At 66.9% G+C, this 25,318-nt stretch carries 27 protein-coding genes and 2 pseudogenes; 11 read left to right on the top strand and 18 right to left on the bottom strand.

The window, feature by feature from the left end; genetic code table 11:
* Positions 1-323: 323 nt before the first annotated feature.
* Complete coding sequence (locus EET13_RS28385; protein WP_122445367.1) at positions 324-1,187, bottom strand: LLM class F420-dependent oxidoreductase; 864 nt, start codon at positions 1,185-1,187, stop codon at positions 324-326.
* 52 nt (positions 1,188-1,239) lie between these two features.
* Here EET13_RS28385 and EET13_RS28380 point away from each other — a divergent pair, with 52 nt between their 5' ends.
* Together EET13_RS28380 and EET13_RS28375 are read left to right on the top strand one after the other, a co-directional pair.
* Positions 1,240-1,671: a hypothetical protein gene (locus EET13_RS28380; protein ID WP_122445366.1), complete on the top strand. Its 432-nt coding sequence runs from the start codon at positions 1,240-1,242 to the stop codon at positions 1,669-1,671.
* Positions 1,672-2,679, top strand: coding sequence for a PHP domain-containing protein (locus EET13_RS28375; protein WP_122445365.1), 1,008 nt, complete (start codon positions 1,672-1,674; stop codon positions 2,677-2,679).
* On the opposite strand, the gene dinB is transcribed toward EET13_RS28375, so the two are convergent.
* Complete coding sequence (dinB, locus tag EET13_RS28370) at positions 2,668-3,870, bottom strand: DNA polymerase IV (RefSeq protein ID WP_122445364.1); 1,203 nt, start codon at positions 3,868-3,870, stop codon at positions 2,668-2,670. The two genes, EET13_RS28375 and dinB, sit on opposite strands and share 12 nt — an antisense overlap.
* A 121-nt stretch (positions 3,871-3,991) precedes the next feature.
* On the opposite strand from dinB, the pseudogene EET13_RS28365 reads away from it, so the two are divergent.
* Positions 3,992-4,950: pseudogene (locus EET13_RS28365) on the top strand (anti-sigma factor RsbA family regulatory protein).
* Positions 4,950-6,146, top strand: a complete 1,197-nt coding sequence (locus EET13_RS28360; RefSeq protein ID WP_122445363.1) for an MEDS domain-containing protein — start codon at positions 4,950-4,952, stop codon at positions 6,144-6,146. Before EET13_RS28365 ends, EET13_RS28360 begins: the two are co-directional and overlap by 1 nt.
* Here the strand turns inward: EET13_RS28360 and EET13_RS28355 are convergent.
* Complete coding sequence (locus EET13_RS28355; protein ID WP_122445375.1) at positions 6,143-6,781, bottom strand: TetR/AcrR family transcriptional regulator; 639 nt, start codon at positions 6,779-6,781, stop codon at positions 6,143-6,145. The genes EET13_RS28360 and EET13_RS28355 overlap by 4 nt on opposite strands.
* Positions 6,782-6,857: 76 nt before the next feature.
* Here EET13_RS28355 and EET13_RS28350 point away from each other — a divergent pair, with 76 nt between their 5' ends.
* The gene (locus EET13_RS28350; RefSeq protein ID WP_122445362.1) at positions 6,858-8,327 is read left to right on the top strand and encodes a flavin-containing monooxygenase; all 1,470 of its coding nucleotides are present in this window, start codon (positions 6,858-6,860) and stop codon (positions 8,325-8,327) included.
* 3 nt (positions 8,328-8,330) lie between these two features.
* On the opposite strand, the gene rraA is transcribed toward EET13_RS28350, so the two are convergent.
* From rraA to EET13_RS30700, 9 genes are all read right to left on the bottom strand, one after another.
* Positions 8,331-8,813 (bottom strand): ribonuclease E activity regulator RraA, encoded by a 483-nt coding sequence (gene rraA, locus EET13_RS28345; RefSeq protein ID WP_122445361.1) that lies wholly within the window; start codon positions 8,811-8,813, stop codon positions 8,331-8,333.
* 4 nt (positions 8,814-8,817) lie between these two features.
* Positions 8,818-9,246, bottom strand: a complete 429-nt coding sequence (locus EET13_RS32495; protein ID WP_122445360.1) for an Rv3852 family protein — start codon at positions 9,244-9,246, stop codon at positions 8,818-8,820.
* Between the two features lie 123 nt (positions 9,247-9,369).
* On the bottom strand, positions 9,370-9,702 hold the full coding sequence (locus tag EET13_RS28335; protein WP_244604161.1) for a hypothetical protein: 333 nt from the start codon (positions 9,700-9,702) through the stop codon (positions 9,370-9,372).
* A 12-nt stretch (positions 9,703-9,714) separates the two neighbouring features.
* A complete protein-coding gene (locus EET13_RS28330) occupies positions 9,715-10,371 on the bottom strand; it encodes a DUF6474 family protein (protein ID WP_122445359.1) in 657 nt (218 codons plus the stop codon).
* 120 nt (positions 10,372-10,491) lie between these two features.
* Positions 10,492-10,890, bottom strand: a complete 399-nt coding sequence (locus tag EET13_RS28325) for a transcriptional regulator (protein WP_122445358.1) — start codon at positions 10,888-10,890, stop codon at positions 10,492-10,494.
* Between the two features lie 470 nt (positions 10,891-11,360).
* The gene (locus EET13_RS28320; protein WP_122445357.1) at positions 11,361-12,056 is read right to left on the bottom strand and encodes a TMEM165/GDT1 family protein; all 696 of its coding nucleotides are present in this window, start codon (positions 12,054-12,056) and stop codon (positions 11,361-11,363) included.
* 253 nt (positions 12,057-12,309) lie between these two features.
* The gene (locus EET13_RS28315) at positions 12,310-12,843 is read right to left on the bottom strand and encodes a peptidase (RefSeq protein ID WP_122445373.1); all 534 of its coding nucleotides are present in this window, start codon (positions 12,841-12,843) and stop codon (positions 12,310-12,312) included.
* A 269-nt stretch (positions 12,844-13,112) separates the two neighbouring features.
* Positions 13,113-13,736 carry a superoxide dismutase gene (locus tag EET13_RS28310; RefSeq protein WP_122445356.1) on the bottom strand — a complete coding sequence of 208 codons (624 nt, stop codon included), beginning with the start codon at positions 13,734-13,736 and terminating at the stop codon, positions 13,113-13,115.
* A gap of 170 nt (positions 13,737-13,906) precedes the next feature.
* On the bottom strand, positions 13,907-14,062 hold the full coding sequence (locus EET13_RS30700) for a hypothetical protein (RefSeq protein WP_168990924.1): 156 nt from the start codon (positions 14,060-14,062) through the stop codon (positions 13,907-13,909).
* 474 nt (positions 14,063-14,536) lie between these two features.
* Here EET13_RS30700 and EET13_RS28305 point away from each other — a divergent pair, with 474 nt between their 5' ends.
* The gene (locus EET13_RS28305; protein WP_122445372.1) at positions 14,537-15,583 is read left to right on the top strand and encodes a DUF4328 domain-containing protein; all 1,047 of its coding nucleotides are present in this window, start codon (positions 14,537-14,539) and stop codon (positions 15,581-15,583) included.
* Between the two features lie 5 nt (positions 15,584-15,588).
* Entirely contained in the window at positions 15,589-16,413 is an 825-nt protein-coding gene (locus EET13_RS28300; RefSeq protein ID WP_122445371.1) for a glycerophosphodiester phosphodiesterase, read from the top strand.
* Here EET13_RS28300 and EET13_RS28295 read toward each other — a convergent pair.
* The 3 genes from EET13_RS28295 to EET13_RS28285 all read right to left on the bottom strand — a co-directional run bounded on the left by EET13_RS28295 (position 16,410) and on the right by EET13_RS28285 (position 19,219).
* Positions 16,410-16,955, bottom strand: a complete 546-nt coding sequence (locus tag EET13_RS28295) for a ferritin (protein ID WP_122445355.1) — start codon at positions 16,953-16,955, stop codon at positions 16,410-16,412. The genes EET13_RS28300 and EET13_RS28295 overlap by 4 nt on opposite strands.
* A gap of 154 nt (positions 16,956-17,109) precedes the next feature.
* A complete protein-coding gene (locus tag EET13_RS28290; protein ID WP_122445354.1) occupies positions 17,110-18,324 on the bottom strand; it encodes an LCP family protein in 1,215 nt (404 codons plus the stop codon).
* Positions 18,325-18,376: 52 nt separating this feature from the next.
* A complete protein-coding gene (locus EET13_RS28285; RefSeq protein ID WP_122445353.1) occupies positions 18,377-19,219 on the bottom strand; it encodes a DUF2470 domain-containing protein in 843 nt (280 codons plus the stop codon).
* 96 nt (positions 19,220-19,315) lie between these two features.
* On the opposite strand from EET13_RS28285, the gene pheA reads away from it, so the two are divergent.
* Positions 19,316-20,272, top strand: coding sequence for a prephenate dehydratase (pheA, locus tag EET13_RS28280; RefSeq protein ID WP_122445352.1), 957 nt, complete (start codon positions 19,316-19,318; stop codon positions 20,270-20,272).
* Positions 20,269-20,967 (top strand): histidine phosphatase family protein, encoded by a 699-nt coding sequence (locus tag EET13_RS28275; protein ID WP_122445351.1) that lies wholly within the window; start codon positions 20,269-20,271, stop codon positions 20,965-20,967. Before pheA ends, EET13_RS28275 begins: the two co-directional genes overlap by 4 nt.
* On the opposite strand, the gene EET13_RS32080 is transcribed toward EET13_RS28275, so the two are convergent.
* The 3 genes and pseudogenes from EET13_RS32080 to EET13_RS28260 form a co-directional block, all read right to left on the bottom strand.
* On the bottom strand, positions 20,944-21,159 hold the full coding sequence (locus tag EET13_RS32080) for a hypothetical protein (protein WP_122445370.1): 216 nt from the start codon (positions 21,157-21,159) through the stop codon (positions 20,944-20,946). The two genes, EET13_RS28275 and EET13_RS32080, sit on opposite strands and share 24 nt — an antisense overlap.
* Positions 21,156-21,575: pseudogene (locus EET13_RS28265) on the bottom strand (metallopeptidase family protein). Before EET13_RS28265 ends, EET13_RS32080 begins: the two are co-directional and overlap by 4 nt.
* Before the next feature lie 3 nt (positions 21,576-21,578).
* A complete protein-coding gene (locus EET13_RS28260; RefSeq protein WP_122445349.1) occupies positions 21,579-22,949 on the bottom strand; it encodes a septum formation family protein in 1,371 nt (456 codons plus the stop codon).
* Between the two features lie 109 nt (positions 22,950-23,058).
* Here EET13_RS28260 and serS point away from each other — a divergent pair, with 109 nt between their 5' ends.
* Together serS and EET13_RS28250 are read left to right on the top strand one after the other, a co-directional pair.
* Positions 23,059-24,318 carry a serine--tRNA ligase gene (gene serS / locus EET13_RS28255; protein WP_122445348.1) on the top strand — a complete coding sequence of 420 codons (1,260 nt, stop codon included), beginning with the start codon at positions 23,059-23,061 and terminating at the stop codon, positions 24,316-24,318.
* Positions 24,319-24,441: 123 nt separating this feature from the next.
* Positions 24,442-25,318 (top strand): PE family protein (locus tag EET13_RS28250; protein ID WP_136623283.1); only part of this gene is annotated, 877 nt, incomplete at its 3' end.

Here is a 25,318-nt window from a genome sequence, read left to right as displayed (position 1 = left end):
TGATAGCTCGGCGCGTCGCTCGCTGTTTGCCAGAAGTCGGGTGTCTAATGGGGCTCTGTGGGCTCCGTCACAGCGATGCGTTGTGGAGCTCCGCTATGAGTTATCCGATCGCAGGGAGTGTCGCTGTGCGTAGCAACCCAGTACCCCGGTCACGGATGGGACGAATTGCCTGGTCGTGGTTTCGCCACCCGGTAAAGAGCCACGAGTTTCCCGCGAAGCACGAGCGTCTGGTCACCGCCGAAGAGCTGTTGCGCTTCGCGATGTGACCGGCACATGCATGCACCAACTCCGGTGTAGAGAGTTTGCTCGACGATATCGAGTTGTTATCTGGGTGCAGACGCCGAAAGCAGCCCCGATTCCCGGATCGCCTCCGCCAGCGGCTGGAGAACCGCGGGGTCGTGCGGCGGTGCGATGTACACGATTCCCAGGTCCAATCCTTCAGCCGCCAGTGCTGCGGCGTTGTCGATGATCTGCGCGTAGTTTCGTTCCGGGTCCAAGCGCAGGTGGGCCGACAGCGTGATCTCCTTCGGATCGCGGCCGATGTCGGCGCAATGTGCGGCGAGCACGTCACGTTTGCGGGCGAACTCCTGGGGCGGACCGCCGACGTAGTTCCAGTGCTGGGCATAGCGGGCGGTGATCCGCAGAGTGCGCTTTTCCCCACTGCCGCCGATGCAGATCGGGGGATGCGGCCGCTGCGGTCCCTTGGGTTCGTTGCGGGCGTTCGTGAGCTGGTAGTACGTGCCGTCGAAGTTGGTGGTCTCCTGGCTGAGCAAGCCGATGAGCACCGCGCACGCTTCCTCGAACCTGTCGAAGCGTTGCTTGATGCTGCCAAGCTCGATTCCGTAGGCGCCCGACTCTTCCTCGTTCCAGCCGGCGCCGATGCCCAATTCGAACCTTCCGTCGGAGATGATATCGAGGGTGGCGGCCATATTGGCCAGCACCGCCGGGTGCCGGTAATGGATGCCGGTGACCATGGTGCCCAGCCGCAGCCTCTCGGTGGCCTGCGCGAGCGCGGTCAGAGTCGTCCAGCCTTCCAGGCACGGGCCGCTCGGGTCGGAAAAGATCGGGTAGAAGTGATCGAAGGTCCACCCGGACTCGTAGATGTCGATGTCGTCGGCTTCCCGCCAGACCGCCAGCAGCTGTGCCCAGGTGGTGTTTTGCGGTGCGGTCTTGAAGGCGAAGCGCATGAACCCGACGGTAGTCGCGCTCCCGACAAGCGCAATTAGACTCGGGTGAACGATGAGCTACGCACTCGGAATCGACACCAAACTTACCCTGCTGGCGGCCGGATTGATCTTCCTGCTGGCGCTTGTCCTCGGGGTGTGGAAGTACCGCCAGATCATGGTGAGCCAGCAGCGCCGGGCCCACGTCTACGTCGATATCGCGCATCGCGCGGCGCTGCTGTACGCATTTGCGACGCTGTTGACCGCTGTCTTCGTCGACCTCAGCGCCTGGCCGGCGTGGGTCAACCTGACGGCCGCGATGGTGGTGGTGTTCTTTTTCGTCGCCGCGATCGGGACCTACATCTGGCACGGGGCCCGGCGTGACACCGAAAACCAATTCGATCCTCCGGCATCGGGAGCACGGCTGGGCATGACCTTGCTCATTCTCGGCGAAATAGGCGGATTCGCAGTGGTTTTCGCCGGCTTCATCGCAGGGCAGCTGACGTAAATGGATCCGGTAACCGCGCTGCGCCAGATCGCCTACTACAAGGACCGAAGCCGCCATGACCCGCGGCGCGTCATGGCATACCGCAATGCCGCCGACATTATCGAGAAACTGGACGACGCTGCACTCGAGCGGCACGGCCAGGCAAACAGCTGGCAGTCGTTGCCGGGCATCGGGCCCAAGACCGCCAAGGTCATCGACCAGGCATGGTCCGGCCGGGAACCCGACCTCCTCGCTGAATTGCGAACTGCTGCTGAGGATCTCGGCGGGGGCGAGGTGCGCGCCGCGCTACGGGGCGATCTACACCTACATTCGAACTGGTCCGACGGCTCGGGGCCGATCGAGGAGATGATGGCCACCGCCGCGGCGCTGGGCCATGAATACTGCGCGTTGACCGACCATTCGCCGCGGCTGACGATTGCCAACGGCCTGTCTCCGGACCGGTTGCGCGAGCAGCTCGACGTGATCGACGAACTGCGCGACAAGTTCGCCCCGATGCGCATCCTCACCGGCATCGAGGTCGACATCCTGGAAGACGGAAGTCTGGACCAGGAACCGGACCTGCTGGACCGGCTCGACATCGTGGTGGCCAGCGTCCACTCGAAGCTGGCGATGGATGCGGCCGCAATGACGCGGCGGATGATCCGCGCGGTGTGCAACGGTCACGTCGACGTGCTGGGCCATTGCACGGGCCGCCTGGTCTCCGGCAATCGGGGTATCCGGCCGGAGTCCACATTCGACGCGGAGGCGGTGTTCACCGCCTGCCGTGATCACGGCACCGCGGTGGAGATCAACTCGCGGCCCGAACGCCGCGATCCGCCGACGCGGCTGCTCAACTTCGCGTTCGAGATCGGCTGCATGTTCAGCATCGACAGCGACGCGCACGCGCCCGGCCAGCTGGATTTCCTTGGCTACGGCGCCCAGCGTGCGCTGGATGCCGGCGTGCCGGCGGACCGGATCATCAACACGTGGCCAGCCGAACAGTTGCTGGAATGGGCGTCAATCCGGTAAACGCGGCATCTCCAGGCCCGGATCATGACCCATCAACACCGCGCGGGTCAGCGCCGACTTGCCGAAGCGACGCCGGATCTGGTCGATCGCCTGGTCCAGTACCTCTGGTGGTTTGCCCTCGAACGGCAGCATCAGCTGCTCGGCACCGTCGCCGTCGATCCCCGACACCGCAAAACCGACCAACGTCAACCCGCGTTGTGCGACGTCTGGCGCGGCCGACGCAACGAGCTGGCGCGCCACAGTGAGGATCGGCTGCGTCGACGCCGTCGCCCAGGGCAACGTGTGCGACCGGCTGGCGCGGCTGAAGTCGGCAAAGCGTAGGCGCAACACCACCGTTCGGCCAGTACGCCCGGCAGCCCGCATCCGTCCGGTGATCCGGTCGACCAGGGTGACCACCACCGCGTCGATCTCGGCGGGCGACATGCTGTTGCCGGCGCGCCCCAGCGCTCGTTGGGCGCCGACCGAGCGGCGGCGCACGCCGGTGATCACCCGGCGGCGGTCGAGATTGCGGGACAAGGCATACAGCTGCCGGCCCATCATCCCACCGAGCATCGACGCCAGTGCCGACTCACTGAGCTCGGCGACCTCGGCGACGGTGTGGATGCCGTGCCCGTGCAGCTTGTCGGCGGTCGCCGCGCCCACACCCCACAACCGGCGCACCGGCAGGGGATGCAGGAATGCCAGTTCCTGATCCGGCGGGACCAGGAGCAATCCGTCGGGCTTGGCTTCCTGGCTGGCGACTTTGGCGAGAAATTTCGTCCGGGCCACTCCGACGGTAATCGGCAGGCCGACGTACTTGCGCACGTCGGCACGCAGCTGCGCCGCGATCTCGACCGGGGCGCCGCAGAGCCGGCGCAGCCCGCCGACATCGAGGAACGCCTCGTCCACCGAGAGCGGCTCCACTACCGGAGTGCAGCGCCGAAACACTTCGAACACGGCATCACTGGCCCGGCTGTAGGCGCTCATCCGCGGCGGCACCACCTTGGCCTGCGGACACAGCCGTCGCGCCTGAGCGCCGGCCATGGCGGTGTGCACCCCGTAGGCTTTGGCCTCGTAGCTGGCGGCCAGCACAACCCCGCCGCCGACGATCACCGGGCGGCCCCGCAATGCAGGGTCGTCGCGCTGCTCGACGGAGGCATAGAACGAATCCAGGTCCGCGTGCAGGATGCACGCCTCACTCCGCACGAACATATGTTCGCATTCGGGTGTGACAGCCACAGTTGGCACAGTTGGGTGGCGGTCGGCGCGGCAGCGCAAGGTAGCATCGGCAATCGGGGACGGGGAGGCCCTCTAGCGGACAGGTGATGGCCGCATGACCGCAAGTTCCCACGTAGCGCGGTTGGATTTCGCGCATTTCGCGCTGTTCTACGGGTCCGAGCCGGAATTTCTCGACGTGGTGGTGCCGTTTGTTCTCGACGGGCTGGCCAGCGCCGAACCGGTGCTGGTCGCGGTCCCTGAGAGCAAACTTTCGCTGCTGCGGTCCGCGTTGGGGGATGCGTGCCGGCACGTGACGTTGACCGATCTGACCGACGTCGGCCGCAACCCGGGCCGGATTCTTGGGGTCGAGAGCGCTTTCGCCGCCCGACACGAGGGCCGGCCGGTACGAATCGTCGGTGAGCCGGTGTGGCCGGGCCGCACCGACGACGAATATCCCGCGTGTGTGCAGCACGAAGCGTTGGTCAACGCGGCCTTCGCGGGACGCGACGCGACGGTGCTGTGCCCCTACGATGCTCGCGGCCTGGGCGCTGATGTTCTGGCCGACGCCCGTATGACCCATCCGCTGCTGTGGAAGGACGGTTCGGGGCACCGCAGTGCGGAGTACGCCCCCGCTGATGCGCTGACGCGCTACAACCGGCCATTGCCCGGAAACTCGATAGCGGTCAGCTGCACGATTCGGTCCGCCAACGACCTCCGGCCGGCCCGCTCGGTCGTTTCCTGGTATGGGAAGGGACTGGGTTTGCCTGCCGAGGCGATCGCGAATCTGGAGCTGATCGCCACCGAATTGGCCACCAACAGCCTCGAACACGCCGGCGGCGCCTGCCGGCTGGCCTTATGGCAGCACAACGGGTATCTGGTCTGCGAGGCCCGTGATCATGGCGGATCAACGATCCCCTGGCCGGGCGGCGCCCCCCGGTCGGCGGCATGGCCGCCGGCCGCGGACTGTTTCTGGTCAACGCCTTGGCCGATCTGGTCCGTACCCACTCCGGCGCCGGTGGCACCACCATCCAGGCCTGCGTCCGGACGGGCTCCGCGAAACGGGGGATCGCGTGATGCGGCCGCATGGTGTCGTCGCATCAGCCGCGGGCCTGGTGCCCTTCGGCCATCTGGGGTGGGGCTATCGCGCCCGAGCCCAGTTTTTGACACGCGCGGCCGAGTACCTTCTGGACGGACGCCGACTGAACCAATGGGTCGACTACGTCGGCGCTGGTAGTCGCGACCAATTGCGGGCCGAACTTGCTGCCATGCCCACCATCGCCGACCTGCTCGATTCCGGCGGGATCGGCGTGACGCCGGTCACCGAGTTCTACACCTTTCGTCCCGGCAGTGACGTCGTGGATCCCGAGCGCGCAGTGGCCCAGCGCGTGGAGGCCGTCGGGAAGGCGCTCGCCGACGGTTACTCGGGCCTGCGGGCCATTGTGGATTGCACCGCGGTGGCGCGCACGCCCGCACAGCGAGACGCCTTTGCCTGCTTCGAATTCCTGATCGACCAGCAGATGGCCGTCCTTCCGGTGTCTGCGCTGTGCGCCTACGACACCAGCCGCCTGCGAGAGGGTGCCGGCGAGTTGATGTGCCTGCACCCGTACGTGGGTCAGCACGCGCCCGGATTCCGGCTCTATGCCGCACCGGGATCCAGCTTTGCGTTGACCGGTGAGATCGACGCCGCAAGCGAGCCCACCTTCGCCGCCGCGCTGCACCGCACCTGGCCGTTGACCGGCGACGACACGTTGGTCATTGACGCGCGTGAGCTGTCGTTCATCAGCCACCGCCAGCTGGACATCCTGGACCGCTGCGCACGCTCCGACAACCGCATTGTGGTGCTGCGCACCGACCAACCTGTCCCCGCACGGCTTTTCAGCGTGCTCGACTTCACCAATGTGCGGCTGGAGGTGCCCACCGATGATCCCGGCGACCGCGTGTCGAAACTCGGGCGCGGTAGTGCCGGCCTCGCTCAGGTCGAACAGCACACGCCCGCTAAGCCGGCGATCGAGCAAGTCAAGGGTGTTCTCATGTACGGCTTCGGCTGGAGCGCGCAGGAAGCCTTCGACGCGCTGGTGACCCTGTCGCAGGACACCAATACCAAACTGCGCGATGTCGCCGCGCAGTTGCTGAGCCAGCTGACCGGTCCGGCCTCCCAGCAAAGCCGTCGCGGCATCCACGAGGCGATCACCACCGTGCGGGACCGGTTACGCGGCGACCAGACACCGGTCGACGGAGCCAGGGGCGACAGCGGTGGACGCCAACCTTAGCCGTAGATGCTGCTGACCCAGATATGCACCAGCGTGTCCAGCACGTGTGCTTCGGGGACGCAGGGCTGCTCGGCGGCGAAGGACGCAAACAACGTCCGTTCGTTCATCAGATTGAGTGCCGTAGCCAGCTCCAGCGCCGCCACGGTGACCGGCGCGGCACCCCGATCACGTTCGCTCTCGATCACCTCGGCGGTGTAGGCGATCCACTTCTGCATGAATGTCGACCACAGCTGCCGAACCTCGGCGCTGCTTGCCCTGGCCGCCTGACCTGCCCGCGTGACCGCCTTGTGCGAACCGAAGGTCTCGAAGAAGACGTTGATCCCCGTTCGCCACATGGTGTCGCGGTCGGCGTCGGGTGCCGTGATCAGGCCTTCCAGGGCGGTGTCGGCCTCGTTGACCACGCGATCCAACAGCGTCAGCAGCACCGCTTCCTTGGACGGGAAATAGAAATAGAACGTGGGCCGGGAGATCCCCGCTCCCTTGGCCAGGTCGTCGACCGAGATGTCGGCCAGCGGACGATCTTCCAGCAGCTTTTCAGCGGTAGCCAGGATCGCCAATTCGCGATCGTCTCCGGATGGCCGGGCGCTGCGCCGGCCGCGCTGTAGCGACGTCTGACCGGCTGGAGGGGTGGTCACGACCCGCAGTTTACCGTGTGTCGAGAATATCGACACTACGTTGACGCGTTCAACATTGCGTTGATAGCGTGGATTCATGACTGAGCACCTTGACGTCGTCATCGTGGGCGCGGGAATTTCCGGCGTGAGCGCGGCCTGGCATCTGCAGGACCGCTGCCCCACCAAGAGCTACGCCATTTTGGAGAAGCGGTCCGCCATGGGCGGCACCTGGGATCTGTTCCGTTACCCCGGGATTCGCTCCGACTCCGACATGCACACCCTTGGCTTCCGGTTCCGTCCGTGGACCGAGCGCCAAGCCATTGCCGACGGCAAGCCGATTCTCGAGTACGTCAAGGGCACCGCGGCCATGTACGGGATCGACAAGCACATCCGGCTCGACCAGCGGGTCGTGAGCGCCGACTGGTCGACGGCCGAAAACCGCTGGACGGTCAACATCGATAGCAACGGCGCCCGCAGCCAGCTCACCTGCTCATTCCTGTTTCTGTGCAGCGGCTATTACAACTACGAACAGGGCTATTCGCCGAAATTCCCCGGGGCAGCGGACTTCACCGGCGCCATCATCCACCCGCAGCACTGGCCGGAGGACCTGGACTACGAAGGCAAGAGCATCGTGGTGATCGGAAGTGGTGCCACGGCCGTCACCCTCGTTCCCGCGCTGGCGGATTCGGGTGCCAAACACGTCACGATGCTGCAGCGGTCGCCGACCTACATCGTCTCCCAACCGGAAAGTGACAGCATCGCCGACAGACTCAACCGCTTGCTGCCGGAAAAGCTTGCCTACTTCGCGGTTCGATGGAAGAACGTTTTGCGTCAGGCGGCGGTGTACGGCGCCTGCCAGAAGTGGCCGCGACGCATGCGGAAGATGTTCATGGGCCTGGCCGCGCGCCAGCTCCCCGAAGGTTACGACGTGCGCAAGCACTTTGGCCCGCACTACAATCCGTGGGACCAACGGTTGTGTCTGGTGCCCAATGGCGACCTGTTCCGCGCCATTCGCCACGGGAAGGTAGAGGTGGTCACCGACACCATCGACACGTTTACGCCGTCAGGAATCCGGCTGAATTCCGGGCGCGAACTGCCGGCCGACATCATTGTCACCGCAACGGGTTTGAATCTACAGCTGTTCGGCGGGTCCGTCGCCTCCGTCGACGGAGAACCGGTGGACCTCACCAACACCATGGCCTACAAGGGCATGATGCTGTCGGGGATCCCCAATATGGCCTATACGGTCGGCTACACCAATGCCTCGTGGACACTGAAGGCCGACCTGGTGTCGGAGTTCGTCTGCCGTCTGCTGAACTACATGGACGCCCATGGATTTGACACCGTGGTGGTCGAACGTCCGGGTCCCGATGTCGAGGAACGGCCGTTCATGGAGTTCACTCCCGGCTACGTGTTGCGCTCGATCGACGAGCTGCCGAAGCAGGGTTCGCGAAAGCCCTGGCGGCTCAATCAGAACTATCTACGAGACATCCATCTGATCAGGCGGGGCAGGATCGACGACGAAGGCCTGCGCTTCTCCAAAAAGCGTGCGCCGGCGCGTGTTTAGGCTTCAGCCGGCGACGACGACGATGCCGTCGTCGTCGCTGTAGACGATGTCGCCCGGCACGAAGGTCACACCACCGAGGGTCACGTCGACGTCACGCTCTCCGGCTCCCGTCTTGGCGCTCTTGCGGGGATTGGTGCCCAACGCCTTGATGCCGATGTCGATGCCGCGCAGCGCGACCGAATCGCGCACCGCGCCGTGAACCACGAGGCCCGCCCAGCCGTTGGACCGTGCCAATTCGGCGATGACATCGCCGACAAGTGCGGCGTGTAACGAGCCGGCGCCGTCGATCACCAGCACGCCGCCGGCCCCCGGCTGGGAGAGCACGGATTTCAGCAGGGCGTTGTCCTGAAAGCAGCGCACGGTGCTGATCGGTCCTACGAACTCCGTGCGCGCGCCGAACTGCCGGAATTGGAGGTCGCAGCTACGTACCTCGGGCCCGATGTCGTCGACCAGATCGGCCGTGGGCCGAAACGACACGTTGCGCATCGGCCTAGTGGCGGCGCAGCTGTCGCACCAGCACCATCGCCAGCAGGCTCAGCGCGACCGCGACCAACAGCGGGACGGTGAAGCTGTTCGTCGACTCTTCCAAGTCCCGGGAAAGTGGGTCATTGGCCCGGTCGACAGTCGACTTCGCTTGTGCTGCGGCATCTTTAGCCGCAGCGGCAAGCTCCCCATTGGTTTTTGCCCGCTGTTGGACCCGGGGTGGCGCCGGGGCCATCGCGGCGGCCGCGGGTTCCGGGTTGTCAGCGGGCGTCTTTTTGGCGGGGACCTTCTTGACGGGCGCTTTCTTAGCGGGCGTCTTCTTGGCCGCGGCTTTCTTGGCGGGGGCTTTCGCGGCCTTCTTGGCGGGCGTCTTCTTGGCCGGTGGTCCCGGTGTGCCGGCGGGTTCGCCGTCGGGTCGATCCTGCGGGTCTGCCATGCGGCCGCTCCTTTGCAACTTCTCTGTTTGCTTGGGGTCGCTCACTGAGTCGCGAAGCACTCGGATCCCATCATGCCAGGACCCGGTGCGCCGCTATCCGGCCTACCTGGGCGGGCAGGCCGGCTACGGCCGGCGTCGCACCGCCCACAGCGCCCCGGCGCCGACTACGGCTATCGTGCCGACGGCGAAGGGCCAGGCGGGCACGTCGGAGTCGGAGTTGGACTCGGCCACCGTCACCGGGTCGCCGTACCGCAGGTGTAGCCGCCCAGTCGCAACCGCGCCGGAGGGCGCCGGCCCGGCGGCAACCGGAGCCTTGCTGCCGGTCAGGCTGACGGGTGTGGGGGCTGCGGAGGCGCGGGCAAGGTCTCCGGCGGCTACATGTAGCGTCGGGGCAACGGCGATCAGGCCGACCAGCAGCAGTGCGGGCCATGCGACGCCGCGCGCGTGCCGCATCATCGCCGGCGCATGTCAGTTGAGCCCCAGCCGGGCCATCAAGTCGGCCTCGATGCCGTCGAGCTGCGAGGAGATCGCGACGTGAGCGGCCCGGCGCCGCTGCGCCGGCATGTTCTCCGCGGCTGTGATAGCCGCCGACAGCTCGCCCAGGCGTTCGCTGATGGCCGCGACGAACTGTTTGGTCTCCGCGTCCTTGGGCTTTTTCTCCTGGACCAACCGCAGCGACTGCTCCGATCCGGCGATCCGGGCCGACAGCCGCGCGCCGTGGCCCGAGAACTGCCCGACCTGAGCCAGTGGGACCCCGAGTTGATCGGCACGCCGCTGATCGATCAGCCCGCGCACGGCAATGGCCGCACGGTATATGACCGGCATCAATATCGGGGCCAACAGGCGAGACACCGTCAGTGCCCGGCGGATTCGCGTGGGCGACAGCAACTTACCTTCGCGCGCGGCCTTCAGTTGCGTCTCGGCGACCTTCAGCGCCGCACGATCGCTGTCCCGCTGGGCTTTGAGCTGCGCCTTGAGGGCCTTGTCCGCCGCCTTCCGCTCGAACTTCATGCGACGCGCCGCATTCTTGGCGGACAGCTTGGCCTCGAGCTTGGCGCGGGCCTTGATCGCGCGGGCTTCAGCGCGACGAATCGCCCGGCTCTTTCGCTTGCGGAACAGGCCCATTCCCGGCTGCCTCCGGTTTCTCGTGGACTATCGCGGTGCGTGCGCGATCGTTGGGCCAACCCTAATCCGCCCCGGGCGTGGGCAGCCCGTCAGGTCGCCGGGTGCTCGCTGCCGCGCGTGTTACGCGTCGAGCCGCTCCGCGCGGCGCAGTTCGTCGATGCGGTCCACGATCTCCTGCTGCGCCTGCGCCGACAGCCCATGGGAGCGCTCCGCAATGCGGCGCACGCCGTCGTCCCGCATCGCGGCCAGCCACCGCAATTCCTTGTCGATTTTCGCGTAGTAGTCGTCGTCGGTGAAGTAGGCCGCCTTGATGCGAAAGAAGTTGGCAAGGGCGGCCATGGTCGCCGACGAGGGGTTGGTTCGGTTGCCCGAGCGTAGCTGGGACAGGTAGGGAGCCGACATCGTTATGCCCTCCGCCTTGAGCGCGGCGATCACCTCCGCCGAGGTGTGCGGCCCGCGTCCGGGTGGATACACCGTGTCGAACAGACGGTTCAGGCGGGCAGCGAACGTCGTGCTCATCGATATGACCTCCACCGGGCTGCAAGATCGAACAATTGCCTATCTTTATTTGCTGATCATGGTAGCGACAGTTATGTCCACAACCAAGTGCAAACCTGAGCGGATTGACTGCCGGCGTGCTGGAGGCGCGATCAGGATGCTCGTGACGAGCGTCCAACTGATTTGGTGAGGAGTCCACAGGGTGAACGGATTTCACAGGGTATCCGCAGAATACATCGCCTGTGAGCATTCGGTGAGTCATCGCCCGGGCCGTCGGGGATAGGTGTTGACGCATGTCGCCGGGCAAATGCATTCAACATCGGGCAACCAACGGCCAACGGCGCAGCGCCCGGCGGCTCCTTTGCTGTCGACGGCCATTGTGGGGCGGGAAGAGACCGACGGCACCGTCGGTCGGACATGGGAGACGCCCCCAAGCGGCGGTCGGCATCATCGAACCGCACGGCGTCCCGTGGCTACCTTGCGGCACCGATTCAGCCGCGGTGGGCAGGCCTTGCGGTAACCGCGGCGGTCTTGCGCCGCCGCCGCAGAGTTTGCGCCGAAACACCGGCCGCCGCGACCACTGCCACCGTCGCGGTCACGCCGATGGCCACCGGGCGCCACCCCAGTGCGCTGTCGAACAGCATCCACAAGCCGAACAGCAGGAACAGCAGGCCGGCCAGAATGTGCAGCAGTTGCTCCGGCAGCCGCTGGTGTAGCAGTAACCCCGCGGCGATCGCCAGGCCGTCGGCCAGGATCATGCCGAGCGTGGTGCCGATCCACACGCCGACCCAGTCGTGATCGCTGGCCAGGGTCACCGTCGCCAGTGTCGTCTTGTCGCTGAGCTCGGCCAGCACGAACGACGAGACGACTGTCAGCAGCGCGAACCGGGGCTGCCGCGGCGTTGCTGCCTGGTCTTGATCACCTGTGCCTTCTCGCCAGGCCCACACCGCGAAAATCAGGAAAGCGATGGCGCCCGCGAAGGCCATCGGACGCGCGGGCAGCGTGGCGCCCAGGAAGTGGCCGATCGCCACGGAAAATCCGTGCACCGTGAAGGACGCGATCGCCACCCCGGCCATCACCACCCACCAGCGGAACCGCAGGGCGTAGGTCATGGTCAGCAGTTGGGATCGGTCGCCGAGTTCAGCGACGAAAACCACTCCCAGACTCAGTAGTGTGGCTGCGAGCATTTCGGACGACCTTTCGACACGTGGTCGATGACGACGCGGTCATCGAACATCGGTCGAAGGTCTCGCCCACCGTCTGCTCAGACGGTTCGCCGGCCGGGCTTTCACCAGTATGTCGACCCGACGATTCGGGGCTACTCCCCTTCGCTAACGATCCCCAGGCTAGCGGCCGTGTTCGAAGCGCGCCAGGGTGAGGACCGAGTTCGGGCGGCCGCATTCTGAGATTCGAGCCCCGAAACTCTGGTTTCGAATTTGCTTATGCGGCAAGAAGCATCGCCAGGATTGCCGTGTCGGGGTGGCTGATCGGATCCACCCCGACGCGGCTCACCATTGACGTGATGGTGCCGTCCGCTTCGGCCTCCACCCAGGCGGCCCGATGCTCCAACCCCAGGTGCGGTAACCCGGGCAGCAGGACACAGCCGGACGCCGCGCCGGTGCATTCCGGCAGCGACGGCGTGGTCTCCGAAGGTGGATGCAGCATCAGCAGCGCGGGCGGCTGATGGGCGGCGAAATAGCCGGGCCTGATGGCGGATTCGCCGAACACCGTGCCCTCCGCCAGCACCAGACCGACGGTTCCGGGCGCGGGTTCGTCGGGCAATTCTTCGCGGGCACCGAATACAGTTGTCGTAGAAAGCAGTCCGGGTAGCGATGCGACCCGGACCGCAACCATCAACAGCTGGGCCCATTCTTTGGTCGAATCAGGCCAACGGCCAGAGATGACAAACCCTTTCAGGGCGCCACGAGAATGAAAGGGAGCAACCCCTATTGGTCTGTCTGACCGAGCATTCATCTCGCCCTCCGAGATGCCTCCATCCGAAATAGCCACACCGATAGCTCGAACCACCGTCTGGTTTCAATAATCAAGCATGCGCGGGGTTTTGGCGCTGCGCAACCCGACACGGCCCCGCGCTGACATTGTTTGTCATTGTCATCGCACAGTCATCGCACCAGCACAGACGTCGCACCAGCACAGTCGTCGCACCAGCGGTGATATTGGGGACGGCCAACGACTTGGGCGCCGCGCAATAGCGCGGCGCCCAAGCCCTGAAAATGTTGGTGTCAGCCGAAGATCAGGCCCTGCGTTTTCGAGGTGGCCGCATCGTAGCGCGCCTGCACGTCAGTCCAGTTCACGACATTCCAGAACGCCTTGGCGAAGTCGACCTTGACATTCTTGTACTGCAGGTAGAAGGCGTGCTCCCACATGTCCAAAAGCAGTATCGGAATGATTCCGAGCGGAAAGTTCGTCTGGTGGTCATAGACCTGGAAAATCAGCAGCTTGTTACCTAGTGTGTCCCAACCCAGCGCCGCCCAGCCGGATCCCTGAACGGTGGTGGCGGCGGCGTGGAATTGCGCTCGGAACTTGTCGAACGACCCGAACGCCTCGTCGATGGCCGCGGCGAGTTCGCCGGTTGGCTTGTCCCCGCCGTTGGGAGACAGGTTCTTCCACCAGATCGTGTGGTTGACGTGGCCGGCAAGGTTGAAAGCCAAGTTCTTCTCGTTCAGCAAGATCGCCGAGTGGTCTTCCTTGGCGCGCGCCTCTTCGAGTTTGGCGACCGCATCATTGGCGCCCTTGACGTAGGTGGCGTGGTGCTTGCTGTGGTGAAGCTCGTTGATCTGACCCGAGATGTGCGGTTCCAGCGCCCCGTAGTCCCAATCCAGATCGGGCAGGGTGTATTCAGCCACGACATTCCCTCCTTCAATCGTCTGACACGTCATTCGCGTGGGTTCCGCCACGCGGCGGGCTGACGTAGTCAACCCTGCTGCATCACCGCGCGCGCCGCAAGGACACCCGTCACCCGGCGACAGTTCGAACAGTTCCCCGAAACACCCAGGAATACCCGGCGCGCGGGAACTTAATACAGAACCACGAGGGCCAGCACCGCCAGAAGCGCGAGCGCAATCAGGCCGGCGCGCAGGGCCGCGACGACGTAGGCATGGTTCCAGGCGGGCGAGCCCGACCGCGAGTTCGACGGCGGCGTCGACCCCGGACCGTAGGAGTGTGTCGCCATCAAACGCCTTCCACCTGCATGGTCACCTGGCCTCAGTGAGGTGAGTCACAATGAACATTGCGTCGCAGATCATAACGCCTGGTGCACGGGTTGAAAAATTCTGAGAAGGGGAACCCCACGGCCGCTGCCAGGTGCTGGCGGTGGCCACCGGCCGCGGGCCGCTGCAACGGCCGTTCACAGGGACGAGTTCACTTCGCTCGCGACGTCACCGGGTTGTCCATGGGCGCGTCTCGAGACCGCGATGTTATCCACAGTTCGAGCCGAACCTGGCCGATAGAGGCGGTAGCGAGCCGGGCCACCGGTTGTGGATAAAGCTGTGGAAACTGTGGATAGGTGTTAGTAGCTGTCCAGGTGCCGTCCGGGGCCGTACACGCTGCGCAGTGCCGCACGCCGAAGATGCCGCGGAAGGTCTTCGCCCTGACCCGGTTTGACGCCGCCCTGTGCCGTGTGCCGACGCGCTATTACGCTGGTCCGGTGATCCAGGTGTGTTCCCAGTGCGGCACTCGGTGGAACGTCCGCGACCGTCAACGCGTCTGGTGTCCACGTTGCCGGGGGACCCTGATGGCGCCGTTGGCGGACCCGTCGGCGCCCGACCCGCGGTGGCGTTCGCCTGCGGGGCCGCAGCCGGCGCCGTATGCCATGCCGCGCACGCCGCCGCGGCTTCCGCCTGGTTTCCGATGGATAGCGGTACGTCCGGGCGCTCCGCCGCCCCCGCGGACGTGGCGACGATTCCGGGGGCCCACGCCGCGCTACGCCGTGATGCCGCGTTGGGGCCTGGCGGATCGACCCGTTTTGGCAGGGCCGCCGCCGGCGCAGACACCGGACAGGGCGGGCCCGGCCGCGACGACGGTGCGTGCCGCGCTGTTCGCCACGGTATTGGTGCTCGGCATCGCCGCCCTGGTGTACGTGGTGCGATACGTCCTGCTCATTGTCAACCGCAACGTTTTGCTGAACTCCCTGGTGGCCGGTGCCGGGCTGTGGTTGGGGGTGCTGGCCAGTGTGGCCGCGCTGGTCGCGATGATCGGCTGCTTCGTCCTGCTGATCCCGTGGCTGATCGCTCGGCGAGCCGCCGCCTTCCGGTATCGGGGCCTGCCCGAGCATCGTTCGCCCCGGCAGTTGTGGGCCGGTTGCCTGCTGCCGTTGGCCAACGTGTTGTGGGCGCCGGTCTTCGTGATCGAACTGGCCGTCGTTGAAGACCACTTCCAGCGGCTTCGGCAGCCCATCGTGGTGTGGTGGGTCACCTGGGTAGCCAGCAACGTGGTATCGATCTTTGCTATCGCTACCAGCTTCTCCAGCGACGCCCAGGGTATCGGCAACAACACGGTGCTCACTGTCGTTGCCTACGCGCTGGCGGCAGCCGCCGTGGCCACTGCCGGGCAAGTCTTCGAAGGGTTCGAGCGCAAACCCGTCCAACGGCCGGCGCACCGGTGGCTTGTGGTGCGCCCGGATGGCCCAGACCGGCCGTCCGCTCCGGAGGCTGCCGGGACGGTTGAGCTGCAAGGGCAAGAACCGGCAGCATAATGGGCATGACCTGGGCCGATGAGGTGATCGCCGGGCACCCGTTTGTGGTTGCCCACCGCGGAGCGTCCGCTGCTCGGCCGGAACACACGCTGGCCGCGTACGACCTGGCACTCAAGGAGGGCGCCGACGGCGTGGAGTGCGATGTGCGGCTAACCCGCGACGGCCACCTCGTGTGTGTGCACGACCGGCGTTTGGACCGGACGTCGACGGGGGTCGGGTTGGTCAGCACGATGACGCTGGCGGAGCTGCGCGAGCTGGAATACGGCGCGTGGCATGAAAGCTGGCGTGCGGACGGGACTCACGGCGACACCAGCCTGCTGACCTTGGACGCGCTGGTCGCGCTGGTGCTGGACTGGAACCGGCCCGTGAAGATCTTCATCGAGACCAAGCACCCCGTCCGATACGGGTCGCTGGTCGAAAACAAGGTGCTGGCGCTTCTGCACCGCTTCGGTATCGCCTCACCGGCTTCCGCCGATCGGTCGCGCGCGGTAGTGATGTCGTTCTCGGCGGCCGCGGTTTGGCGGGTTCGCCGGGCCGCGCCGCTGTTGCCGACGGTGCTGCTCGGCAAGACGGGGCGGTACCTGGCCAGCAGCGCGGCCACGGCCGTCGGCGCAACCGCGGTCGGACCGTCGCTGCCGGCGTTGAAGGACTACCCGCAACTCGTCGACCGCGCGGCCGCCCAGGGACGCGCCGTCTATTGCTGGAACGTCGACGAATACGACGACGTCGAATTCTGCCGTGAGGTCGGGGTGGCGTGGATGGCCACACATCACCCCGCCCGCACGAAGGCCTGGTTGCAGCAGGGGCAGGCCGGCCAGACCCGCGGCTAGAGGCTGCCGCCGGCGACGCGCGGCGCGCCTGCGGCGGAGGGCGCCCGGCCTACCTCGCGGGCGACGAAGTTCTCGAGCTCGAACAGGTTGGAGCCGGCGCGGTCGGCGATCCGCAGCAGGGTCGACATGAGCGAGGTCTCTTCGACCTGCTCTTGCAGGAACCACTGCATGAACTGCTCGCCGAGGAGGTCACCCTCGTCGCGGGCCACCGCGGCCAGCCGGCTCACCTGATCGGTGACCGCCCGCTCCTGGTCCAGCGCCAGTGCGAGCGCGTCACGCGGTTTGTCGAACTGGTTTCGGACCGTGTCGACGCCCGGTATCTCGACGCGTAGGCCGCGGTCGAGCAGGTGTTGCACCAGCATCAGCGCGTGGTTGCGCTCTTCGACCGCTTGGCCGTAGAAATGCTTCGCTAATTGTGGCAGGTCCTCGCCGTCGAAATAGACCGCGATCGCAATATATTGCTGTGCAGTCGTGAATTCGTTGAAAATTTGCTCCTGCAATAACGCATGAAATTTAGTCTTGTGTCCGTCGTAGTCAGTCATGACGACAGGTTAGTGCAGGTAGAAGGGTGCTTGCAACGAAGGTATCACTTAGTGAGGAAAGCATCTCCTAACCGATGTACACCTCGAAATAACGCCGTTGATTAAAGCCAGGTTTGCCTAACCAAAATAATCGTCTGCGGGTGACCCGGTGCGATTAAGGCTGTCCGTCGATCGTGGATGCCGGTGCGGCGGCGTCGGAAGCCAGCGCATCGAACAATTCCCGCGCCGCGTCGTGGTCCCATACCACCACCGAGCCGACATCGCTGTCGGTGAACTCACCGATCGGAACCGTCAATGCGGTCGGGTGTTCATGCAGCGCCCATCCCAGGCGGGCCAAGTCGAAGACATGGGTGCCTTGGTCGACGGTCAACGCGCCGGCTGCCGCGTGCGGCACCGCGTACCAGCGCCACGGGTTGAGCCATACCGCCGGGCTGGCGGCGCGATGCAGCAACGCCGCCATGAACTGGCGCTGGTTGAGCATGCGGTCGAGGTCGGCCCGCGGTGTCGCGCGAGACCGGACGTAACCCAGCGCTCGTCGACCGTCCAGTCGCTGGCAGCCGGCCGGCAGGTCGATACCGGCCAGCGGATCGCGGATCGGCTCGTGCAGGCACATGTCGACCCCGCCCAGCGCGTCGACCAGCTCGGCGAAGCCGCCGAGCCCCACCTCGGCGTAGTGGTCGACACGTAACCCGGTGGCCTGCTCGACCGTCTGCACCAGCAAGGCCGAGCCCCCCATCATGAACGCGGCGTTGATCTTGTCGCGGCCGTGACCCGGTATCGGCACCGAGGAGTCGCGCGGTATGGACACCAACGTCGTCGGGTTGCTCGACCCGAACCCGGGCACGTGCACCAGCAGGATGGTGTCGGTGCGTCCGGTGCCGATGTCGCCGCCGGTGGCCAGGCTGCGCTGTTGCTCGGCGGTGAGGTCCTGGCGACTGTCAGAGCCGACGAGCAGCCAGTTCGTGCCGCGGCCGGTTGCCGGGCGATCGGCGTAATCGCTGAACACCGGCTCCCGGCGCAGCGCCGTGTCCAGCCACAGGGCGCCGCCGAGGATGCCGGAGCCGGCCAGTAACAGACCGATCAGCGCGCCCAGCGTCACGATCCGGCCCCAGCGTCGTTTGACCCGGCTATGGCGCCCCTTCGGCGAGGCCGGCCGCAAGGGTGGCGTCGGCGTGGCGCGACCGTGCTGTCGTCCGCTCCGGCCTGTGGATCCTGGCGGCTGATCGGCTGCCCGCGGTGTGGATCCCGATGTGCGGTGTGGCCCGCCCGGTGTCCGGGGCGGCGGACCTTCGCGCCGGATGACCTGCGACGGCTCCGGCGGCACCGGGCCTCGAGGGCCTCCGGGCTCCGGTGTTCGATCGCCGTTCACCTGGACAACGTACGTGGCCCGACCCGGCAACGCAGGCGGTCGCGACCGCGGGTTACGAAGCGCGGCGCCGCCGGGCGTGCAAGCCGTTGACGAAGGGGCATCCCATCAACACCCGGATGGCCTGCCCCAGCCCGTTCATGTCGTCGACCGGCCGGTGGAAAGGCAGCCGGATGTCACGGTCACCGTCGTCGCCCTCGACCCGAAACTGCACGCCGTACCGGTCAAGCCCGAGGGGACGTATCGGGCCGCGACGCAACTGGGACGGCAACCGGGACACCAGCCGGGCGACCACGTCGCCGTGGGCGGTGGTTAGGTGCCACAGCAACGTCGATTCGATCTCGCAGAACGGATCCGGCCGGGCCGCCAGCAGCTCCGCGACACCGACGGGCGCGGCCCCCGTGGGGTCAGTCACGACCACCGATTCGGTCTCCAGCCGCAGCAATGCGTACCGGTTCTCTTGCTTCAGCGCGGAGCCGGATCGCGGCGTATGGACCTGTAGCAGGGTCGGATCCGGGTTCTCGGTGGCGATTTCGTCGAGCACCGAGGTCACCGATCCCCACGGGACCTGGCGCAGGCGGCCGCGGATCCACACCAGTGACCGGACCGGTTCCCGCAGCGGCAGCGGGGCGTAGTCGGTGAGTTCGAGCAGGGCCTGCGAACCGCCGCCGGACCCGTAGCGGGCCGCGGCGGCCCGTTCGCCGGGAACGGCCAGGACGAAGGAACCGTCGTGCATCAAGTGATGCAGCGGCGTGGCAATGGGCCTTTCGGGGGCTTGTTCGGGGTGTCGTTCGGGGTGTCGTTCGGGCTCCACCGCCAGCAGGCCCGTGCCGGCGCGGGCGCACACGGTGCGAATCCGTTCGGCCGTTGTGGGCCTCGGGCTGGTGATCGTCAACATCGCGGCAGACTCCTGGGTCCGTGAGTTAGGTAAGCCTAACTTAAGCTACGGGGCTCCTTCGCCGCAAGGACGCGTCTCGCCATTAGTGTTGTCAGGGTGGTCTGCATCGCTTACCTCGGTCCGGAGGGGACATTCACCGAGGCGGCGCTGCTGCAGGTGACGGCCGCGGGGCTGGTGCCCGGCGCGGAAGCGGAGCTAACGGAATCGCCCCAGCGCCGGCCCGTCGAAAGCACGCCCGCCGCCCTGGATGCTGTCCGTAACGGCGCGGCGGATTTCGCCTGCGTGCCCATGGAGAATTCGATCGACGGGTCGTTGGCGCCCACGCTGGACAGCCTGGCCATCGGTTCGCCGTTGCAGGTGTTCGCCGAGACGACGCTCGACGTGGCGTTCAGCATCGTGGTGCAGCCCGGTCGCGGCACCGCCGACGTCCGTACCCTGGCCGCTTTCCCGGTTGCCGCGGCGCAGGTGCGGCAGTGGCTGACCGCGAAGCTGCCCGGCGTCGAGATGCGCCCCGCGTATTCGAATGCCGACGCGGCCCGCCAGGTCGCCGAGGGACGAGTCGACGCCGCGGTGACGTCACCGCTGGCGGCCGCGCACTGGGCCTTGGCTTCGCTGGCCGACGGTGTCGTCGACGAGTCCAGCGCGCGAACCCGCTTCGTGCTGATCGGCCGGCCCGGCCGGCCTCCGGCGCGCACCGGGGCCGATCGCACCTCGGCGGTCTTGCGGCTCGACAACGTACCCGGTGCGCTGGTGGCGGCGCTGACCGAGTTCGGCATGCGCGGCATTGACCTCACCCGAATCGAATCCCGGCCGACTCGTACCGAATTGGGCACCTACGTGTTCTTCGTGGACTGCATTGGTCACATCGACGACGACGCTGTGGCCGAGGCACTCAAGGCGTTGCATCGTCGTTGTGCTGATGTGCGATTTCTGGGTTCCTGGCCGACGGGACAAGCGGTTGGCATGCAACCGCCACCGCCCGACGATGCATCGATCTGGCTGGAGCGGCTGAAGGCGGGCCAGCCCGGGCCGTCCCGGGAGTTTGGGCGATGAGCGGTCGTTTGGTGCTGCTGCGGCACGGCCAGTCCCATGGCAACGTCGAACGCCGGTTGGACACCCGACCACCGGGCACGGCGCTGACGCCGCTGGGACGCGAACAGGCCCGTGGATTCGCGCGTGGCGGCCACGCTCGCCCGGCCCTGCTTGGGCACTCGGTGGCGGTGCGGGCGTCGGAAACGGCGGCGGTGATCGCGGCCGAACTCGGGTTGGCGCCCCTCGAGCTCGACGGCATCCACGAGGTGCAGGTGGGGCAGCTGGAAAATCGGAACGACGACGAGGCCGTCGCCGAATTCAACGCGATCTACGAGCGCTGGCATCGCGGTGAATTGCACGTGCCGCTGCCCGGCGGTGAGTCCGGCGAAGACGTCCTGGACCGTTACGTACCGGTGCTCACCGAACTGCGGATGCGCTACCTTGACGACGCCGCCTGGGACGGTGACATCGTGGTGGTCGGTCATGGAGCGGCGATCCGGCTGACCTCCGCGGTGCTGGCCGGAGTGGACGGCGCCTTCGTGCTGGACAACCATCTGGGCAATGCCGAATGCGTGGTGTTGGCTCCCATCACCGACGGGCGGTGGAGTTGTGTCCAGTGGGCAGCGCTGCGACCGCCGTTCTACCCCGACCCCGTGCAAGGCCCACCCACTCCGGTGGTGGACGCCGTGACGTCAAGCACTGACCCGATGGGGTGAGCGGACCGCCCCGTCGCCCAGGTCGGTACAAAGGCAGCCAACAGCATCGCAGTCGATGACGAACGTGTGCACTGATATCTCCGGCCCGTCGCAATCGGTTTCGGTGCATTCGGCCCGGCCCAGAGCATGGCGAATGATGGTGCCGTGGCAGTGATAGACGCCTGTCCGGCAGTCGCGACAGACTGTGCTCATGATGTGTTCATAGCATCGGCCCCGGACAAATCCGGGATGCCGCGCCCGTCTCGGGCCGGGTTCGGTCAGCCCCACCCCAGCTCGTCCAGCCGGGCATCGTCGATGCCGAAGTGGTGGGCGATCTCATGGATCACCGTGATCGCCACCTGCTCCACCACTTCGTCGGCGGACTCGCAGACATCTAGCAGTGCCTCGCGGTAGACGGTGATGGCGTCGGGCAGTGCTCCGGCGTAATCGGAGTTGCGGTCCGTCAGGGCGATCCCCTCGTACGAGCCCAGCAGGTCGCGGTCGCCGGGGTGGCGGTCGGCCACCAAGACGACAACGTTGTCCATCGCGGCCGCCAGTTCTGGCGGGATGAGGTCGAGTGCGTCGGAAACCAGTTCGTCGAACCGCTGCGGGGCCATCCGCACCGCCACGGGCTAACCCTCCGGCGCGGGCTCGGCCGGTGGCGGAGCTTCGGGAGGCGGGGCCGCCGGTGGCGCACCGCCATCAGGTGGCGGGGCCTGTGTCGCAGTCGCGGCGGGTGCCTGGGTGGTGGCCGGGGCGGCAGGCGCGCGAGACGGCGTCACCACCGGCTGTTGATTGGGCAGATGCTGGTTGCCGGGCGGGGTGGTCGGGATCTCCTGGGCCGGGGCCGCGGGTTGCGTGGTCGGCACCTGCAGCGGGATGGGCGGCAGCGTGAGCCGCTCCTCGGGGATGTCGGGGGGCGGAATCGGCGGCTGGCCGTTGATCAGCAGCGGACCCTTGGCGCTGTTCACCAGCGTGGCCCAGCCCCCGTTGCCCAGTGTCGCGCCGATGCTGCAGGCGACCTCACGGCTTCCCGCCGACCAACTGGGCAACGACAACGTCGGGTAGATCAGGGTCAACGTGGTGGTGCGCAACTTGATCGGCGCCAGGTAGGCGTCCGTCATCCGGGTGCAGTTGTCCTTGATGTAGGTGTCCTGCTCGGGTTCGGCGGGCAGCGCGTTCGGGAACTTCTCGGCGAGGTTGACGGTGCCGGTGACCTCCATCGCGTGTGGGGCCGTGCAATCGACCGGAACGTCAACCGGTTGGTTGGTACTCGAGTCGATGCCCAAACACGTGCCGGCCGGCCAGACCTTGGACTGGTCGAGGTCGGCCACCTTGCCCTTGAACAGGGTCTGCTGATTGTTGGGGCCGGGCAGCTGCAGACCACACAACATGCGGCGTTCACCGGCTTGTCGCCACGCCCGGTCGCCGGACCACAGCATGCTGATGGTGAATTTGCTGTTCGGATCGAACCTGGCGCCCAGATAGCGGTGGACGGCGGCCTCGCACTGTTCCTGGCTGATTTGCTGGATACGCGCCGGCGACGGCGGAGCGGCGTTGGGCCCGTACTCCGAACCGGGGAAGGTGCGCATGTCGATGGACTCGGCCACTTCGAACCGGTGGTCACCGGAACAGCTGACGATGGTTGCGGCCTCCGGCATGCCGTCGGGCCAGGTCAGGCAGTCGCCGCTGGCGGCGCGATTGAAGGCGGCGTTGCTCTTGGCGCCGGTGCTGGGCACGGGATTGTTGTCGATATAGCCGGCCAGGCGCCCGGGCCCCGTGGTGACCGCGGGTATGGCGGTGACCAGCCCGGCGATCAACAGTGCACCCAACGCGGTGAGCAGCAGCGCCCGCCTGGTCGTCGACGCCTGCAGCGCACGCGGCCAGTGAAAACGGGTGCGCGGCGGCTTTGCCGCTGCCGCGGTGGAGGTGCCGTCGGCGTCACCCTCGGGTGAGCTTTCGGCCGGCAATTCCGTCTCGGGCGCGTCCAACATCGGTTCCATTGTGACAGGGGCCGCCCAGTGGCGTTACCAATGTTGCAGATGTGATACCCGGGCCGGTGCCGGGCCTCTGACAGTACCCAGTTTGGCGGTCAAAAGTAGTCTTGCGGCCGTGATCGACCTGAAGTTGCTCCGCGAAGATCCTGACGCCGTGCGCCGCTCCCAACTCAGTCGCGGCGAAGACCCGTTGCTGGTAGACGCCCTGTTGACGGCCGACGCCGCGCGCCGTGCCGCGATCTCGGCGGCCGATGCGCTGCGCGCCGAACAGAAGGCGGCCAGCAAGACCGTCGGCGCCGCATCCCCGGCGGAGCGTCCGGCGCTGCTGCAGCGCGCCAAGGAACTCGCCGAGCAGGTCAAGGCCGCCGAGGCGGACCAGGCCGCGGCCGAGGCGGCGTTCACCGGAGCGCATCTGGCGATCCCGAATGTCATCCTCGACGGCGTCCCCTCCGGCGGGGAGGACGACTACGCGATCCTTGACGTCGTCGGCGAGCCGGCGCGGCTGGCCGACCCGAAAGATCACGTGGAATTGGGTGAGTCGCTGGGTCTTATCGACATGCAACGCGGTGCCAAGGTGTCCGGCTCCCGGTTCTACTTCCTGACCGGCCGGGGCGCGCTGCTGCAGCTGGGGCTGCTGCAGCTGGCGGTTCGGCTGGCCGTCGCCAACGGCTTCATCCCGATGATCCCGCCGGTGCTGGTGCGCCCGGAGGTCATGGCGGGTACCGGCTTCCTGGGCGCCCACGCCGACGAGGTGTACCGACTCGAGGCCGACGACCTCTACCTGGTTGGCACCTCGGAGGTGCCGCTGGCGGGTTACCACGCCAACGAGATCCTGGATTTGTCCGGTGGGCCGCTGCGTTACGCGGGCTGGTCGTCCTGCTTTCGGCGCGAGGCCGGAAGCCATGGCAAGGACACCCGCGGCATCATCCGGGTGCATCAATTCGACAAGGTAGAGGGCTTTATCTACTGCCTGCCTGGCGACGCCGAGGCCGAACATCAGCGGTTGCTGGGCTGGCAACGCGAGATGCTCGGGCTGATCGAGGTGCCGTACCGGGTCATCGACGTCGCCGCAGGCGATCTCGGCTCGTCGGCCGCGCGCAAGTTCGACTGCGAGGCCTGGGTGCCCACCCAGGGCGCCTACCGCGAGCTGACCTCGACGTCGAACTGCACCACCTTTCAGGCACGCCGGCTGGCGATGCGCTACCGCGACGCCAACAGCAAGCCGCAGATTGCGGCAACGCTCAACGGGACTCTGGGCACCACCCGCTGGCTGGTCGCGATCCTGGAGAACCACCAGCAGCCCGACGGCAGCGTGCGGGTGCCCACTGCGCTGGTCCCGTTCGTGGGTACCGAGGTGTTGCAGCCGGTGGTTTAGCCCGGGGCGATGGTTTTCCTCAATACCCGCACTCGCGCCAGGAGCGGCATTACGGTGACCGTGGGTTAGTCGGGTCGGCTGGCAGCCGATTGTCGGCCGCGCGGGCAAACGGAGGTCGGGCGGATGTCGTTTGTGGTGGTGACCGCGGACACACTGGTCGCAACGGCCCGAGACCTGCAGGCTATCGGTTCAGCGGTCAGCGTGGCCAACGTCACGGCGGCGACGCGGACGGTGGGAGTGCTGCCGGCGGCGGCCGACGAAATATCGACCGCGATCGCCAATGTGTTCGCCGCATACGCTCGCGAATATCAGATCCTCGGGGGTCAAGCCACGGCGTTTCATGATCGGTTGGTACAGGCATTGACGGCGGGCGCCGAGCTGTATGTGGGTGCCGAGGCGGTAAACGTCGAGCAGGTACTGCTCAATGCAGTGAACCCACCAACTCTCGCCCTGCTGGGACGGCCCCTGATCGGCAACGGCGCCGACGGGACGGCGACCAACCCGAACGGCGGGCCGGGCGGACTGTTGTACGGCAACGGAGGCAACGGCTACTCGTGGCCGGCTGGCTCGGGCCGGGCCGGTGGTAACGGCGGGTCTGCCGGGTTGATCGGCAACGGCGGGGCAGGCGGTTCGGGAGGTTCCGGCACGGGTGCCGGCGGCAGCGGGGGTAACGGCGGTAACGGCGGCAGCGGCGGATTGCTGTTCGGCAATGGCGGAGCTGGCGCCGCCGGCGGTAACGGCGTTGCAGGCGCCCATTCCAGCGGGTCCCAACCGGCAGGCACGGGTGGCACCGGGGGGAACGGCGGCGCCGGGGGCCACGGCGGGTTGCTTAGCGGCATCGGCGGTGTCGGTGGCTACGGGGGAGACGGCGGAGCCGGCGGAAACGAGACCGGCGGTTCTGGCCAGGGTGGCAGTGGTGGTAGCGGCGGCAACGGTGGCGACGGCGCCGGCGGTGGCTTGGTCTCCAACGGCGCCGCCGGCGGGGGCGGGGGATCGGGCG

It is taken from the genome of Mycobacterium attenuatum (assembly GCF_900566085.1).
Lineage (GTDB): Bacteria > Actinomycetota > Actinomycetes > Mycobacteriales > Mycobacteriaceae > Mycobacterium > Mycobacterium attenuatum.
This window is presented reverse-complemented; position numbering and strand designations above follow the sequence as displayed.

Coding starts and splice junctions, on each gene's coding strand:
- EET13_RS28285 (WP_122445353.1), bottom strand. CDS start 19,219: ATGTTGACGATCACCAGCCCGAGGCCCACAACGGCCGAACGGATTCGC.
- EET13_RS28320 (WP_122445357.1), bottom strand. CDS start 12,056: ATGCTCGCAGCCACACTACTGAGTCTGGGAGTGGTTTTCGTCGCTGAA.
- EET13_RS28325 (WP_122445358.1), bottom strand. CDS start 10,890: ATGAGCACGACGTTCGCTGCCCGCCTGAACCGTCTGTTCGACACGGTG.
- EET13_RS28380 (WP_122445366.1), top strand. CDS start 1,240: ATGAGCTACGCACTCGGAATCGACACCAAACTTACCCTGCTGGCGGCC.
- EET13_RS28300 (WP_122445371.1), top strand. CDS start 15,589: ATGACCTGGGCCGATGAGGTGATCGCCGGGCACCCGTTTGTGGTTGCC.
- EET13_RS30700 (WP_168990924.1), bottom strand. CDS start 14,062: ATGGCGACACACTCCTACGGTCCGGGGTCGACGCCGCCGTCGAACTCG.
- EET13_RS28350 (WP_122445362.1), top strand. CDS start 6,858: ATGACTGAGCACCTTGACGTCGTCATCGTGGGCGCGGGAATTTCCGGC.
- EET13_RS28260 (WP_122445349.1), bottom strand. CDS start 22,949: ATGGAACCGATGTTGGACGCGCCCGAGACGGAATTGCCGGCCGAAAGC.
- EET13_RS28375 (WP_122445365.1), top strand. CDS start 1,672: ATGGATCCGGTAACCGCGCTGCGCCAGATCGCCTACTACAAGGACCGA.
- EET13_RS32080 (WP_122445370.1), bottom strand. CDS start 21,159: ATGAGCACAGTCTGTCGCGACTGCCGGACAGGCGTCTATCACTGCCAC.
- EET13_RS28335 (WP_244604161.1), bottom strand. CDS start 9,702: ATGATGCGGCACGCGCGCGGCGTCGCATGGCCCGCACTGCTGCTGGTC.
- EET13_RS28360 (WP_122445363.1), top strand. CDS start 4,950: ATGCGGCCGCATGGTGTCGTCGCATCAGCCGCGGGCCTGGTGCCCTTC.
- EET13_RS28275 (WP_122445351.1), top strand. CDS start 20,269: ATGAGCGGTCGTTTGGTGCTGCTGCGGCACGGCCAGTCCCATGGCAAC.
- EET13_RS28295 (WP_122445355.1), bottom strand. CDS start 16,955: ATGACTGACTACGACGGACACAAGACTAAATTTCATGCGTTATTGCAG.
- EET13_RS32495 (WP_122445360.1), bottom strand. CDS start 9,246: ATGGCAGACCCGCAGGATCGACCCGACGGCGAACCCGCCGGCACACCG.
- dinB (WP_122445364.1), bottom strand. CDS start 3,870: ATGTTCGTGCGGAGTGAGGCGTGCATCCTGCACGCGGACCTGGATTCG.
- EET13_RS28330 (WP_122445359.1), bottom strand. CDS start 10,371: ATGGGCCTGTTCCGCAAGCGAAAGAGCCGGGCGATTCGTCGCGCTGAA.
- EET13_RS28385 (WP_122445367.1), bottom strand. CDS start 1,187: ATGCGCTTCGCCTTCAAGACCGCACCGCAAAACACCACCTGGGCACAG.
- rraA (WP_122445361.1), bottom strand. CDS start 8,813: ATGCGCAACGTGTCGTTTCGGCCCACGGCCGATCTGGTCGACGACATC.
- EET13_RS28315 (WP_122445373.1), bottom strand. CDS start 12,843: ATGAATGCTCGGTCAGACAGACCAATAGGGGTTGCTCCCTTTCATTCT.